Consider the following 14641-nt stretch of genomic DNA (forward strand, 5'->3'; position numbering starts at 1 on the left):
CGACACGGAAAACGGGGGAGGCGGTACGGGGCCGCCGGAAATACGGTCGCGGCAGCACAAACCGCGGGTCATCATGACGTCGTGATTCACGGACGCGATGGCTGGGCAGGTGTTGCCGCACCGCGCGGGCCGTGATGCGGTCCGCATGGGCCACCGACGAGAGGCAGAGAGAGATGGTCTACAGCAAGCAAGAGACGGCGGGCGCTCCGACGTTGTGTCACGCGGCCAGGTAGTGCGTGTTTCCCGGTTGCGTCGACGCTTGATGTGAGGCTGTTTCCCATGTTCGATCCGGTCATAGCGCCCAGCGGTACGCTGCTCGGCCTGCTCCAGCGCGGCCGCGGCGACGGCACGCTGCACGCCCTCACCGCCCCACGCGCGGAAGCGCTCGCGGCGCTGAACCACTGTGTGCTGCGCGACCCTCGCCACGACTGGCAGGTGGAGAACCGCTCCCTGTACTACGCCCGGCTCTACCTCGACCTGAACGGCGAGCTGGACGCCGTGGAGGCGCACCTGTTCTCCCCGGAGGACGTCCTCGACGACGACGAGTCCCGTACCGGCCTCGCCCTGGCCGTCCTCGGGCACCTCGCCTCCTACGGCAGGCGCGACGCACTCGCCCTGCTGCGCAGGTACGCCGCGCACGGCGCCAACTGGGCCTGGGCCCTGGACGAGCTGGCCCTGCGGGACGACGACGCGGGTCTGCGCGCCCTCGCCGCCCCCGTCCTGGCCCGCTTCCCGGCCGACCCGGAGGGCGAGGCCGAACTGGCCGCCGCCGTACGCGACGCCTTCGAGCCACGGCCCTGGCGGCTGTGGGCCGAGGATTCCCGGGAGTCGATCGCCACGCGCGTGCGTGCCGCCCAGGAGACCGGCTGTTTCGACCGCTGGCAGCGCCAGATGCGGCCCACCGGGCCACGCCCCGGCTGGAGCGTGGGAGCCGTACTGGAGTGGGCTCAGCAGGGCGTGGAGCGCGGCGCCGTGCTCCATGTGCCGGCCGCCCGCTGTCTGGCCGCCGTGGCCGGCCCCGAGGACCGGCCGGAGATCCTCCAGGCCGCCCGGCACGGCACCGAGGGCGCCCGCTGCGCGGCGCTGCGCTATCTCGCCGACTGCAACGACCCCGACGCCCTGGCCCTGATCGAGGCCGCGGTCGCCGACGGACCGGCGGTCGTCGTGGAGGCCGCCGTCGACGCCTTCGAACGGATGCGCAGTATTGCCGCCATCGATCACGCGCGCGGCTGGGCCCAGCGGCCCGACGCGCTCGGCGCCGCCGCCGGCCGCGTGCTCGCCTGCAGGGGCGGCGCCCAGGACAGCGACCTGGTCCTCGGCGCCCTGCGCGAGGCCGTGCGTGGGGAGGGCCCGGACGCGCCCACCCTCTGGAGCCTCGTCGACGGGGCCGGCCGCCTGGGCATCGCCTGCGCCGCCCCCGTCCTGCGCCACGTCTACCGCGAGACGGCCTCCTCCCATCTGCGCGGCCGTGCCGCCCGCGCCCTGGCCGCCACCGACCCCTCCTTCGCCACCGGCTTCGCCGTCGAGTGCCTGTGGGACTGCGAGGAGACCACCCGCGAACTGGCGGCCCGGCACGCCGAGACCGGTGACGCCCGGGTCGTGGAACGGCTCCGCCGCCTCGCCGCGGATCCGGCCGAGGAGGACGAGGTACAGACGGCGGTCCGCAGCCGCTTCGGGCCGGACGCGCAGTCCCTGTGACCCGACAGGGCGCACCTGTGGCGGGCGGGGGACCGCCCCGGGGTGAGCCCGGAGTGACCAGGAGGCCCGCCCGGCGTGGCGGCGGCCCGAACCGCCCGTATGCGCATCGTCATGGTGACCGGATCGCCTCCCCGGCATGAACGGCGTCGTCCACTGCGCGCTGCAGACCGCCCGCGCCGAGACCGAGGTCCTCGCGCCACCGCGACCCGCCGCACGAGCCCTTCCCGTTGGCCGGCGACAGGCGAACTGCGGCCCCGGGGCTCAGCGGCGCCGTACCGCCACGAACCGCACCGGGGTGCCAGGAACGGCCTGCGCGGCCGCCGGGAGGTCGACGGCCCGGACGACGGCGATCACCGGGTAGCCCCCGGTGGTGGGATGGTCGGCGAGGAAGACCACGGGGCGGCCGTCCGGCGGCACCTGGACCGCGCCGAGCACCATGCCCTCGCTGGGGAGTTCGCCGGTCCGGGCCCGTTCCAGAGCGGGGCCCTCGGTGCGCAGCCCGATGCGATTGCTCGCCGAGGACACCCGGTACGCGTGCGTGGTGAGGTCCTGCACCGCGCGCGCGGTGAACCAGTCGTCGCGCGGTCCCAGGGTCACCCGGAGCACGAGTTCGGCCGGCGGGCGCGGCTGCGGGGCGGCGTCCACGCGCGCGGGAGGGCCCGCCGGCGTGCCGAGCGGCAGGACCGCGCCGTCCGTGAGGGGCGGCGGGCCGAGGCCGGACAGCAGGTCCGTCGACCGGCTGCCGAGGACCGGCTCCACGGCGATCCCGCCGGAGACGGCCACATAGGCGCGGACGCCGGCGACGGCCGCCCCCACCTCCAGCAGTGCACCGGCGGGTACGACCACGGGGGCGCCCCAGGGCACCGGGCGGCCGTCCACCGTGACCGGGCAGGGCGCGCCGCCGACCGCGACGGTCACCGTCGAACGCGGCCGCAGCGCGCAGCCGTTGAGCGTGGTCTCCAGCACGGCCGCGTCCGGCGCGTTGCCGGCCAGCCGGTTGACCAGGGCCGCCGCATGCGGGTCGAGCGCCCCCGAGCGGGGCACACCGAGGTGCGCGTACCCGGGCCGACCGCGGTCCTGCACGGTGGTCAGCGCCCCGGCCCGCACGACGACGAGCGCACGGTCGCTCATGCGGCCTCCCGCCGTACGAGGCGCGGGCGCGCGCGGCGGCGGCCGCCGCGGGCCGGAGCCGGCTGCCGGGGGCCGGTCATGCGTCCCCCACCGGTACGAAGCGCACGCGCGTGCCCGGCGACAGCAGCGCGGCCGGTACGCGCGCGTGGTCCCACAGCACGGCCGGCGTCGTCCCGATCAGCTGCCAGCCGCCCGGCGAGGAGCGCGGGTACACGCCCGTGTACGGCCCCGCCAGCGCGACGGAACCGGCCGGGACCGCCGTGCGCGGGGTGGCGCGGCGCGGCACGTCGTAGCGGGCGGGCAGCCCCGTGAGGTAGCCGAAGCCGGGCGCGAACCCGCAGAAGGCCACCGTGAATTCGGTCTCCGCGTGGATCCGGGCCACTTCGCGCGCGGAGACGTTCCAGTGGGCGGCGACCTCGGCGAGGTCCGGGCCGTCGTACCGCACGGGAAGTTCGACCAGCTCCCGCGCGTGCGTGGGAGCGGCCGGCACGTCCGAGGCGGTCAGTTCGGACGCCCAGCGGGCCGGGTCGTCGAGGCCGTCCAGCAGGACCGTGCGGGCCGCCGGAACGATCTCCCGGACGGTCAGCGAGCCCTCCGCGCGGCGCCGCAGCAGCTCCGCGTGCAGGGCCTGCGCCTCCACGCCCGAGGCGACCTCCACCAGCAGCGCGTCGTCGCCGACGGGGAGCGCCCTCATGCGAAGGCCTCGACCCGCACGCCCGCCGCCACCAGCCGCTCGCGCACCCGGCGTGCCAGCTCCACGGCACCCGGCGTGTCACCGTGCAGGCACAGCGAGCGGGCGCGCACCCGGATCCTCGCGCCGGAGTGGGAGGTGACCGCGCCGGAGCGCGCGAGGCCCAGCGAGCGCTCCACGACGGCGGCCGGGTCGGTCACCACGGCGCCGTCCCGGCCGCGCGGCACCAGCGTGCCCTCGTCGGTGTAGGCGCGGTCCGCGAACGCCTCCGTGACGGCCGGCAGGCCCGCCTTCGCGGCCAGCTCCAGCAGGCGCGACCCGGGCAGGCCCAGCACCGGCAGCGAGGAGTCGGCCAGCAGCACGCCGTCGACCACCGCGCGGGCCTGCTCCTCGTCGTGCACCACCCGGTTGTAGAGCGCGCCGTGCGGCTTGACGTACGCCACGCGCGCGCCGGCCGCCCGGGCGAACACCTCCAGGGCGCCGATCTGGTAGGCGACCTCGGCCGCCAGTTCGTCGGGCGGTACGTCCATCGCGCGCCGCCCGAACCCGGCGAGGTCCCGGTAGGACACCTGCGCGCCGATCGTCACCCCGCGTGCGGCGGCCAGCTCGCACACCCGGCGCATGGTGGCCGCGTCCCCGGCGTGGAACCCGCAGGCCACATTGGCGCTGGTGACGACGGACAGCAGCTCTTCGTCGTCGGTCAGCCGCCAGCGGCCGAAGCCCTCGCCGAGGTCGGCGTTCAGATCGATCGCGGTCATGGTGGTTTCCGTGTCTCCGGTCCTGTGCGGTGGGTTGCGGGTGGTCGGCGTCAGTCGACGCCGACCACGCGGTACTGCTCGTCGCGGGCGTCGGTCAGGAACATCTGGCCCGGTGCGTGCGTGATCGCGAACGGTGGCCGCGAGGCCATCACGGCCGCCTGCGGGGTCACCCCGCACGCCCAGAACACCGGGATGTCGTCGGGCGCGGCGGCCACCGGGTCGCCGAAGTCGGGCCGGCCGAGGTCCTCGATGCCGAGGGCCCCGGGGTCGCCGCAGTGCACCGGGCCCCCGTGCACGGCCGGCAGCAGGCCGCTCTCGCGGATCGCAGTGCTCAGGTGCTCCGGCGGCACGGGCCGCATGGACACCACCATCGGCCCGCGCAGCCGGCCCGCCGGGCGGCACTGCCGGCCGGTCACGTACATCGGCACGTTGCGGCCCTGTTCGACGTGCCGGATCGGGACGCCCGCCGCGGCCAGCGCCCACTCGAAGGTGAAGCTGCACCCGAGCAGGAACGTGACCAGGTCGTCGCGCCAGTGCGCGCGCACGTCCGTCGGCTCCTCGACCAGCTCGCCGTCCTGCCACACCCGGTAGCGCGGCAGATCGGTGCGCAGGTCCGCGCCGCCCGCGAGCACGGTCGTCACCGAGCCCGCGTCCGTGACGTCGAGCACCGGGCAGGGCTTCGGGTTGCGCTGGCAGAACAGCAGCATGTCGTACGCCCAGTCGGCCGGCACCGAGATCAGGTTGGCCTGCGTGTGGCCCGCCGCGACGCCCGCCGTGGGGCCTGCGAGGCCCTCACGGAAGCGCAGGCGCGCGGCTTTCGGGCTCCACGCGTGCGCGTGCGGGTCGGCCAGGGTCACCGGCCGGTCCTCGGTACGGTGCACGCGCATCACACCAGCTCCTTCCCGCGCGTCTCCGGCAGCCCGAGCAGGGCGAGTGCCGCGATGCCGTAGCCGAGGGCGCCGAACACCAGCGCACCGCCCACGCCCCAGCTGTCGGCCAGGAAGCCGACCACGGTCGGGAACACCGCGCCCACCGCGCGGCCGGTGTTGTACGTGAAGCCCTGTCCGGTGCCGCGCACCGCCGTCGGGTACAGCTCGCTCAGGTAGGAGCCGAAGCCGCTGAAGATCGCCGACATGCAGAAGCCGAGCGGGAAACCGAGCACCAGCAGCAGGGTGTCGGCGCCGTGCGGGATGTTCGCGTACGCCAGGATGCAGACCGCCGACAGCAGCGCGAACAGCCAGATGTTGCGGCGCCGGCCGAGCCGGTCGGTGAGGTGACCGCCGGTCAGGTAGCCGAGGAAGGCGCCGGTGATGAGGAACGTCAGATAGCCGCCGGTGCCCACCACCGACAGGCCCCGGTCGGTCTTCAGGTAGGTCGGCACCCAGGTCGCCAGCGTGTAGTAGCCGCCCTGGACGCCCGTGGACAGCAGGCCCGCGAACACCGTCGTGCGCAGCAGGCCGGGCTCGCCCTCCCTGCCGGGCCGGAAGATGGCCGCGAACGAGCCGCGCGCCGGGCTCTGTTCGCGGGCCGCCGTCGCCTCGGGCGCGTCGTGCACCCGGCGGCGCAGCCACACCACGAGCAGCGCGGGCAGCGCCCCGGTCCAGAACATGATGCGCCAGGCAAGGTCGTCGCCGGCGAAGGAGAACACCAGCGTGTAGACGACCGCGGCCAGCGCCCAGCCGACGGCCCAGGAACTCTGGATCGCGCCGAGGGTACGGCCCCGGTGCTTCGCGCTCGCGTACTCGGCGACCAGGATCGCGCCGACCGCCCACTCGCCGCCGAAGCCGAGGCCCTGCAGGGCGCGGAAGACCAGCAGCGTCGCGTAGTTCGGTGCGAAGCCGCAGGCCACGGTGAACACGGCGTACGTGATCACCGTGATCATCAGCGCCCGGACCCGGCCCACCCGGTCCGCGACCACGCCCGCCACGGCACCGCCGATCGCGGAGACCACCAGCGTGACCGTGGTGAACAGGCCGGTCTGACCGCTGTCCAGGCCGAAGTACGCCGCGAGCGCCACCATGCTCAGCGGCAGCGTGAAGTAGTCGTAGGAATCCAGGGCATATCCGCCGAAAGCTCCGGCGAAGGCGCGCCGGCCGCCCGGGCCGAGGGCGCGCAGCCAGCCGAACGCGCCGCCGGCGACGGGGCGTTCACCCTGGGCCGGCCGTGTGCCGGGAGTCGCGGGGCGGGGCGAAGGGGTCGTGCTCATGGGCACCTCGCAGAGGGAGGGAACGGAGGGTGCGGGGAACTGAGCAGTGCCGTGCCGTGCGAAAGCGAGGGGCTGCGCGGTGGGGGAGCGCGCTGCGCCGTGGGGAGCACCGTAGAGGATTGTTCAACGATCCTTCAACACCCGTGTTGTCTCGTTCCTGGGTCTGCGATTGAATTCCGGGCATGGCAGAGCAGCTGACGGGACTGGCCGACGACCGCGCCCTCCTCGGGCGCACCAGCACCGCCGAACGGGTCTCCGACATCCTCAGAAGCCGTATCGCCGAGGGCTACTTCCCGCCGGGCACCCGCCTGTCCGAGGACGCCATCGGCGGCGCGCTCGGCGTCTCCCGCAACACCCTGCGCGAGGCGTTCCGGCTGCTCACCCACGAACGCCTGCTCGTGCACGAACTCAACCGCGGCGTGTTCGTGCGGGTCCTGACCGTGGAGGACGTCGAGGACATCTACCGCACCCGGGCCCTGGTCGAGTGCGCGGTCGTCCGCGGCCTCGGCGAGCCGCCGTACGGGCTCGAGCGGCTGGCCGCCGCCGTGACCGAGGGACAGCTCGCCACACACGAGAATGACTGGAAAGCGCTGGGCACGGCGAACATCCACTTCCACCGGGAACTGGTCGCACTGGCCGGCAGCGAGCGCACCGACGAACTGATGCGCAGCGTCTTCGCCGAACTGCGGCTCGCCTTCCACGTCGTGGACGACCCGCAGCGGCTGCACGAGCCGTACCTCGCCCGCAACCGCCAGATCCTGCAGGCCCTGCAGGCCGGTGACCGGCGCGAGGCGGAGCGGCTGCTGGAGACCTACCTCTCCGACTCGCGCGAGCGGATCGTCGAGGTGTACCGCCGGCGGGTCGGCGAGGACGGCACTTCCTGACTCCGGGCGCCTGCCGGGGGTGGCGGCCGTGGCTTCTGCCTCGTTTGGGCCGTTGTCAGACCGAGGACCTACTCTGTGCACCGTGACTTCGCCTGCATCGACGGACCGTGTTCCGCCCCAGCTCAGCGCGGGGCCGCGCCCGGCACCGGGCCCGGCCGCCGACGAGGGTCTGGCGCGGCGGCTGCGAGCGCTCGCCTGCACCGCGCCGCTGCACGACCTGGACGCCCGCAAGGCCAACCTGGCCGGCGAGTACACGGTGTACGGCATGGCCGAGGTGGCCCTGGCCGCCATCGACCTGGTCACGCTCAACATGGACTTCGACACGGGCGCCGACCACGAGCAGATCGTGGCCCGGCTCATCCCGCGCATCGCCGCCCAGGCCCCGCACCGGCCCGTCGCCGAGCACGAGCGGGTGGCCCGCTGGGTCCTGGAGAACCTGATCAACGTCGGCAGCGTCGACCGCGGCTTCCGCGCCGTCTACGGCACCTTCGCGCCGGACGGCACGTACGTCCGCCGGGACTACGACTTCAAGCTGATCGAAGAGGTCCCCGGCCCCGGCGGCACGGTCTACCTGCGCACGACCGACGAGGCGGTCAACGTCCTGGTCGGCGCCCTGGACACCGACGTCACCAGCGCGCAGATCGCCGCCGAGGTCAAGCTGGAGGTGCTGATCAACCGCGGCCGCCTCGCCGACGCCCAGCTCGCCGCCGAACAGGCCCGCTACCGCACCGTGCAGTACTCCGAGACCCTGCGCCGCGCCCTGGACGCCACCCGGCGCAACGTCCGCGCGGTCGACTGGCTGAGCGCCGTGCCCGACATGATCGCCGAGGCGCTGGAGCACGTCGCCGAGCGGTACCGCCACGAGAACGCGATCCTCACCAACATCCGCAAGGCCCGCGACGAGACCGAGGACCCCGAGCACAAGCGCCGCGCCGCCGAACTCGTCGACATCGTCAAGGACTGCATCCGCCGGCACACCCAGCTCCAGTCGCGCCTGCTGGAGGCCGGCCCGCTCTTCCGCGCGGAGCAGGACCGGCAGGCCTTCGCCACCCCGACCGCCACTGCCGGCATGGACCTGTACGGCCACCTGGTCGCGCCGGTGCTGCCGCTGCCCCTGGAGCAGGCGATCCGGGTCACGGACGCCTTCTTCGCGCACGGCACGGGGCTGCGCACCCCGGTGTCGGTGCGGGTGGCCGACCTCGTCGGCATACTGCTGACGCCCCCGGTGGAGCGGGAGCACCTGGGCGCCGAGATGCCCGAGCCCGACCTGATCGCCACCCCGGACGACAGCCGGTTCAGCGAGGAGCAGCTGGCCGCCGCCATGGAGCTCCTCGACCTGCCCGCCGACGCACCCCGCAGACTGTCCGGGCTGCTGGCGCAGGCGCGCCGGCAGGACCCCGATCTGCCCTATCTCGTCGCACTGCTGGCCGTCCACGCGGCCAGCCCGCCGGTCGGCACGGCCTACCGCCAGGGCGAGGAGAAGCTGCTGTTCGCCGTGGACGACGGCACGGAACTGGACGACCCCGAGTTCGGCGGGGCCGACCTGATCGTCGGGACGGCCCTGCTGGACGCGGCCGGGATGGCGGCCGACCGGACGGAAGCAGCATGAGTGAGCACGAACGCGACAAGGAGCCCCAGCCGTGAGCGAGCACGCCGAGTGGAGTGAGACTCCGGCCCCGCCGCCGCCGGCAACCGCCGCCGTCACCCCCGCCGACGCCGCCGACGCGGCCCGGCTCGTCGCCTTCGGGCTGCAGCCCAAACTGCAGCCCGCCCGCGACCAGGAGTACACGGACCTGCTGCGGCGCTACCGCGAGGACCCGGTGTTCGCGCGACTCGCGGACGCCGTCGCCACGGGGCTCGGGCTCGTGGTCCTGGAGGTGTCCCCGCGCGCGGGGATGGCCGTGACCGCCGCGGAGGACTCGGTGTTCGCCGTCCGCATGGGCGACTACGCGCGTCGCACCGCCGCCGACTCCGGCGACCGGTTCCTGCACGGACTGGCCCATCTCGCCGTGGCCGCCCTGGCGTTCCCGCGTCCCGAGGACCTGGCCGACGACTCCTACATCGGCAGGGTCACCGTCAACGGCGTCGACGCCTTCGTCCGGCAGGCCTGCCGCCGGCTGGAGGAGCGCGCCGAGGAACAGGGCGAGAACACCGACCCGGCCACCGACGCGCCCGGCCTGGAGGCCGCCTGGCGGATCTGGGCCAGACGCAGCGCCACCGGCGCCACCAAGGACGCCCGCCGCCCGGCCGCCTCCACCACGGGCATCGTCGCCAAGGCCCTGGCCTTCCTCACCGACTCCGGATTCCTGCAGCGCACCGGCGACGACCACGGCGGCACCTACCGCACCACCGCGCGCTACCAGCTCCAGGTCCGTGACATGGCCGGGAGCGCCGCGATGGCCGAGCTGCTCGACCTCGGGGTCGTCCCCGTCACCGACGGCACACCGACGCTGATGGCCGCCGAGGACACCGACGACCTGGACCTGGTCGCCGACGCCGGGCTGCCCTTCCACACGCCCTCGCATCCCTGACCACCGCCCCGAACTGCAAGAAGACTGACGAGAGTCCGCCATGTACGAGCTGTCCCGGGTCCGCCTCTACTCCATCGGGCCCGCCGGTGCGCGCTACGCCGACACCGTGCTTGACCTGCGGGGCGTGGGCGAGCCCGTGCCCGACCCCGCGCCCGCACAGGCGGAGTTCTTCGAGGAGGAGCCGGCCGGCCCGCCGCGCCGCCCCGCGCCCGCGGGCGTGCTGTTCCTGGAGAACGGCGGCGGCAAGTCCGTCCTGCTCAAGCTGATCTTCTCGGTGATGCTGCCGGGCCACCGCAACACACTCGGCGGCGCCAGCTCCGGCGTGCTGCGCAAGTTCCTGCTCGCCGACGACTGCGGACACGTCGCGCTGGAGTGGCAGCACGTGCAGACCGGCGAGTGCGTCGTCGTCGGCAAGGTCAGCGAGTGGCGCGGACGGCAGGTCTCCAACGACCCGCGCAAGTTCGCCGAGGCCTGGTACTCCTTCCGGCCCGGCCCCGGCCTCAGCCTGGACAACCTGCCCGTCGCCGAGTCCACCACCGTACGGCCGCCCGTCGAGGGCACCTCGGGCGCCCAGGGACGGCGGCGCACCATGAAGGGCTTCCGGGACGCCCTCACCGAGGCCGGCAAGGCCTACCCGCACCTGGAGGTGCACTGGGAGGAGATCCACGACCGCTGGATCGAGCACCTCGGCGACCTCGGTCTCGACCCCGAACTCTTCCGCTACCAGCGGGAGATGAACGCCGACGAGGGCGAGGCCGCCGGTCTCTTCGCGGTCAAGAAGGACTCCGACTTCACCGACCTGCTGCTGCGCGCGGTCACCGACACCCGTGACACCGACGGGCTCGCCGACCTCGTCAGCGGCTTCGGCAACAAGCTGGGCCGACGCGCCGAGCTGATCGCCGAACGGGACTTCACCGCCGGTTCGGCCGACCTGCTCGGGCGGATCGTCGAGGCCGCCGACGCCCGCTCCCGCGCGCGTGAGATCCACGCCGGCGCCGAGCGCCGCACCCGCACGCTCGCCCGGCGGCTGTCCGCCCGGGCCGTGCGGGAGCGGGTGCGGGCCGCCGACCTCGCCCAGCGGGTCACGGCCGCCGCCTACGCCGTCACCCACTCCGAGGGCGCCCGCGAGCGCAGCGCCCTGATCGCCGCCGAACTCGCCTACCGGCACGCCTCCCTGGCGCTCGCCGCCGCCGAGAAGACCGCCGCCGCGCAGAAGCGCGAACTGGCCGACGCGCGCACCCTGCACTCCGCCTGGCAGGCCGCCGAGGCCGTGCTGCGCCACCGCGCCGCCGCCGACCGCGTCGCGCGCGTGTCCGCCGCCATCCAGGAGGCCGAGCGCGACGCCGCGCCCGCTCTCGCCGCCCGCGCCAAGGCCGCCGTGGACCTCGTACGGGCCCTGCACGCCGCCGCCGAGAGTGCCGAGACCCTCGCCAACGAGGAGGAGGAGCGCTCCGCCGCCCTGCAGGAGGCCGGCGAGTCCGCCTACCGGGACTCCACGGCCGCCGCCACCGAGGCCCAGCGCGCCCGCAGCGAGGCCGGACATCTGCGCCAGCGGCTCACCGAGGTCGAGCAGGAGACGGCCGAGGCGGTCCGCGCCGGCTGGCTCGACGACAGCGCGCCGGACGCCGACCCGGCCCGTGCCGCGCTCGCCGCCAGCGACGCCGAGAAGACCGCGGTCGCCGCCTGGGACGCCGCCCGGGAGGCCGCCCGCAGGGCGACCGAGCACGCGCGCGAGGCCGCCTCCGCGGAATCCCGTGCCGAACTGACCGCGGCCCGCGCGGCGGACGCGGCGACCGCCGCGGAGCGGGCCCACGACGCGGAGCGGCGGCTCGCCGAAGCGCTCGCCACGGAGGAGCGGCTCGCCGAACTGCTGAGCCTCCCGGGCGCCCCCGGGACCGGGCAGGCGGCGGTGCCGGCTCCCCGCTCGGCGTCCGACACGAGCACCGGCGGCGGGGCACGCGGCCGGGCGCACGGCCCCGAGGAACCGGCCGGCCCCGGCCCGGACGGCACCCCGCGCCCGCCCGCCGAAGGCCCCCTGACCGCCGAGGAACTGGACCGCTGCGCCGACGAACTGCGCGCCCTCCTCGACGACGCCGTGGCAGCCGCCGAACGGCACCTCTTCGAGCTGCGCACCGCCGCCGCCGACGACGCCCGCATCCTCGGCGCCCTCGGCGACGGCGGACTGCTGCCGCCCGGCCCGGACGTGCTGGCCACCGTCGAGTTCCTCGGCGAGCACGGCATCCCGGCACTGCCCGGCTGGCGCTACCTGGCGCAGGCCGTCGACCCCGCCGACCACGCGCGGGTGCTCGCCGCCCGCCCCGAACTCGTCGACGGCGTCGTCATCACCGACCCGGACACGCACGCGCGTGCCCGCGAGGCGCTCACCGACGCCGCCCTGCTGCCGCGCTCCGCCGTGGCCGTCGGCACGGCCGCCGCCCTGCTCGCACCCACCCCGGCACCCGACGACACCCCGGGCGACGTCTTCCTCGTACCGCCGAACCCGGCCATGCACGACGAGCACGCCGCCGACGAGGAGCGGCAGGCGCTGCGCGCGCGGGCCACCGAGCGCGACGAGGAGATCCGCACCCTCGCCGCCCGCCTCGGCAAGGACCGCGAACTGGCCGCCCGGCTCGCCTCCTGGCGCACCGGCTGCCCGGCCGGACGGCTCACCGAACTCGCCGAGGCCGCCCGCGAGGCCCGCGCGTTCGCCGAGGAGGCGGAGGCCGAACTGGCCGAGGCACGCACCGCCCGGGCCGAGGCGGACGAGGCCGCCGCCGAGACCACACAGGTGCGCGACGAGCGGCAGGAGGCCGCGCAGAAGGCCCGCCGCGCCGCCGACGCCCTCGCCGGACTCGCCCACCGGCTGCGCGAACGCGCCGGCTGGCAGGCCAAGCTCCGTGAACTCGCCGACGAGGCCACCGAGTCCGAGGCCCGCGCCCAGGCCTGCCTGGAACGCGCCCGCACCGCCGACGAGGACCGCCGCGCCGCCCAGCGCGCCGCCGACGACGCCCGACGCACCGCGCGGGCGCTGCGCGCCGAGCGCTCCGAGATCGCCGGCGCGCCCGACGACGTACCGGTGGCCGAGACGGACACCTCGAAGGCGTCCCTGCCGGCCCTCCGCGAGGCCTACCGGGCGGCCTCCCAGGTGTACGAGAAGGTCGGCGTCGGCGCCGATCTGCGCGCCGAGCAGGCCCGCGCGGAGAGCGACGAGAGCGCGGCCCGCGCCGAACTGGACCGGCTCAGCAACAAGGTGCGCACCCGCGCCGAGCAGTTGCTGCAGTCACCCGACGGCTCCGACGGCCCCTCCCGGCAGGCGGCCGCCGCGCGCGCGGAGGAGCTGGTCCAGCTCCTGGAGACCCGCATGTCGACGGCGAGCGAGCAGCTCGGCCGGCTGCGCGGCGAGGCCGAGCGGCACGCGCCCGAGGACGGCGAGGCACACACCGAGCTGCCCGAGGAGCTCCTCCCGCGCGACGCCGAGCACGCCCAGGCCCTGCTGCGCACCGCCACGGCCGAACTCGCCGCCCGTACCGAGGCGCTGGCCGAGGCCCGCGAGGCGCACGCCGAACTGCTGGCGGCCCATCGGGCCGCCGAGGACGCCGCCGGTGGCTTCGACGAGATCGCCGCCATGCTCCGCGACCTGCTGCGCGAGCACACCCCCGAGGAGGACCAGGAGGAGCCCGAGCCGTATCCCGGCACTCTGGAGGAGGCCCGGCACTCCGCCGCCGAGACCCGCCGCTCGCTGCGCGGCTGCGCCGCCGACCTGTCCGCCGCCGAGGCGGCCGTGCGCGAGGCCGGCGACGTGCTCGTCCGCCACGCCAACTCCACGCGCTACGAACAGGTCCGCACCCCCGCCCGGCAGCAGATCCGCGAGCTGCCCGCCTCCGCACTGCCCGACCACGCCCAGAAGTGGGCGGACGCTTTCGCCCCCCGCCTGCGCGTCCTCACCGACGAACTGGCCCAGCTGGAGCGCAACCGCGACTCGATCGTGGACCGGCTCAGAGGTCTGGTCGAGTCCGCCCTCGCCACCCTGCGCTCCGCCCAGCGGCTCTCTCGCCTGCCCGAGGGGCTCGGCGAGTGGTCCGGGCAGGAGTTCCTGCGCATCCGCTTCGAGGAGCCCGATCAGGCCACGCTCACCGAACGGCTCGGCGAGGTCATCGACGAGGCCACGCGCGCGGCGGTGAAGAAGAACTCCGACCTGCGCCGCGACGGCATGTCCCTGCTGCTGCGCGGCGTCGCGGCGGCACTGCAGCCCAAGGGCGTGGCCGTCGAGATCCTCAAGCCGGACGCCGTCCTGCGCGCCGAACGCGTGCCCGTCGGCCAGATGGGCGACGTGTTCTCCGGCGGTCAGCTGCTCACCGCGGCCATCGCCCTGTACTGCACGATGGCCGCGCTGCGCAGCAACGACCGGGGCCGGGACAGGCACCGGCACGCGGGCACGCTGTTCCTGGACAACCCCATCGGCCGCGCCAACGCGACGTACCTGCTGGAGCTCCAGCGGGCCGTGTCCGACGCGCTCGGCGTCCAGCTGCTGTACACCACCGGCCTGTTCGACACGACCGCACTGGCCGAGTTCCCCCTGGTCATCCGGTTGCGCAACGACGCGGACCTCAGGGCGGGCCTGAAGTACATCAGCGTGGAGGAACACCTCCGCCCGGGACTGCCGCAGCAGCCCCGGGCCGGAGAGGCGGTGCACAGCGAGATCACGGCGACGCGGATGTTCAAGAAGCCGGCGTAGTCGTCAG

10 protein-coding genes are annotated in these 14641 nt (G+C 75.2%); 5 read left to right on the top strand and 5 right to left on the bottom strand.

The genetic code is table 11. The annotated features are described in order from the left end of the window. Positions 1–279: 279 nt before the first annotated feature. Positions 280–1698, top strand: a complete 1419-nt coding sequence (locus ACZ404_RS04405) for a HEAT repeat domain-containing protein (RefSeq protein ID WP_468435749.1) — start codon at positions 280–282, stop codon at positions 1696–1698. A 261-nt stretch (positions 1699–1959) separates the two neighbouring features. On the opposite strand, the gene ACZ404_RS04410 is transcribed toward ACZ404_RS04405, so the two are convergent. From ACZ404_RS04410 to ACZ404_RS04430, 5 genes are all read right to left on the bottom strand, one after another. Continuing rightward, a complete protein-coding gene (locus ACZ404_RS04410; protein WP_468435750.1) occupies positions 1960–2829 on the bottom strand; it encodes a 5-oxoprolinase subunit C family protein in 870 nt (289 codons plus the stop codon). Positions 2830–2905: 76 nt separating this feature from the next. Next, positions 2906–3523 (bottom strand): 5-oxoprolinase subunit PxpB, encoded by a 618-nt coding sequence (gene pxpB, locus ACZ404_RS04415; protein ID WP_468435752.1) that lies wholly within the window; start codon positions 3521–3523, stop codon positions 2906–2908. Next, positions 3520–4278 carry a LamB/YcsF family protein gene (locus ACZ404_RS04420; protein ID WP_468435754.1) on the bottom strand — a complete coding sequence of 253 codons (759 nt, stop codon included), beginning with the start codon at positions 4276–4278 and terminating at the stop codon, positions 3520–3522. Before ACZ404_RS04420 ends, pxpB begins: the two co-directional genes overlap by 4 nt. Before the next feature lie 50 nt (positions 4279–4328). Further along, the gene (locus tag ACZ404_RS04425) at positions 4329–5165 is read right to left on the bottom strand and encodes a putative hydro-lyase (RefSeq protein ID WP_468435756.1); all 837 of its coding nucleotides are present in this window, start codon (positions 5163–5165) and stop codon (positions 4329–4331) included. Next, complete coding sequence (locus ACZ404_RS04430; RefSeq protein ID WP_468435758.1) at positions 5165–6484, bottom strand: MFS transporter; 1320 nt, start codon at positions 6482–6484, stop codon at positions 5165–5167. The genes ACZ404_RS04425 and ACZ404_RS04430 overlap by 1 nt, the downstream gene beginning before the upstream one ends. Before the next feature lie 182 nt (positions 6485–6666). Between ACZ404_RS04430 and ACZ404_RS04435 the strand changes: the two genes are divergently transcribed. The 4 genes from ACZ404_RS04435 to ACZ404_RS04450 all read left to right on the top strand — a co-directional run bounded on the left by ACZ404_RS04435 (position 6667) and on the right by ACZ404_RS04450 (position 14634). Then, a complete protein-coding gene (locus ACZ404_RS04435) occupies positions 6667–7368 on the top strand; it encodes a GntR family transcriptional regulator (protein ID WP_468435760.1) in 702 nt (233 codons plus the stop codon). Positions 7369–7450: 82 nt separating this feature from the next. Then, positions 7451–8977: a hypothetical protein gene (locus ACZ404_RS04440; protein WP_468435762.1), complete on the top strand. Its 1527-nt coding sequence runs from the start codon at positions 7451–7453 to the stop codon at positions 8975–8977. Positions 8978–9008: 31 nt separating this feature from the next. Then, a complete protein-coding gene (locus tag ACZ404_RS04445) occupies positions 9009–9899 on the top strand; it encodes a hypothetical protein (protein ID WP_468435764.1) in 891 nt (296 codons plus the stop codon). A gap of 40 nt (positions 9900–9939) precedes the next feature. Beyond that, positions 9940–14634: a hypothetical protein gene (locus ACZ404_RS04450; protein WP_468435766.1), complete on the top strand. Its 4695-nt coding sequence runs from the start codon at positions 9940–9942 to the stop codon at positions 14632–14634. Positions 14635–14641 lie beyond the last annotated feature (7 nt).

It is taken from the genome of Streptomyces sp. NPDC030798 (assembly GCF_055572275.1).

Excerpts from the sequence above, each read along its gene's own strand:
- ACZ404_RS04405 (WP_468435749.1), top strand. The coding sequence starts at position 280 with ATGTTCGATCCGGTCATAGCGCCCAGCGGTACGCTGCTCGGCCTGCTC.
- ACZ404_RS04410 (WP_468435750.1), bottom strand. The coding sequence starts at position 2,829 with ATGAGCGACCGTGCGCTCGTCGTCGTGCGGGCCGGGGCGCTGACCACC.
- pxpB (WP_468435752.1), bottom strand. The coding sequence starts at position 3,523 with ATGAGGGCGCTCCCCGTCGGCGACGACGCGCTGCTGGTGGAGGTCGCC.
- ACZ404_RS04430 (WP_468435758.1), bottom strand. The coding sequence starts at position 6,484 with ATGAGCACGACCCCTTCGCCCCGCCCCGCGACTCCCGGCACACGGCCG.
- ACZ404_RS04420 (WP_468435754.1), bottom strand. The coding sequence starts at position 4,278 with ATGACCGCGATCGATCTGAACGCCGACCTCGGCGAGGGCTTCGGCCGC.
- ACZ404_RS04450 (WP_468435766.1), top strand. The coding sequence starts at position 9,940 with ATGTACGAGCTGTCCCGGGTCCGCCTCTACTCCATCGGGCCCGCCGGT.
- ACZ404_RS04435 (WP_468435760.1), top strand. The coding sequence starts at position 6,667 with ATGGCAGAGCAGCTGACGGGACTGGCCGACGACCGCGCCCTCCTCGGG.
- ACZ404_RS04425 (WP_468435756.1), bottom strand. The coding sequence starts at position 5,165 with ATGCGCGTGCACCGTACCGAGGACCGGCCGGTGACCCTGGCCGACCCG.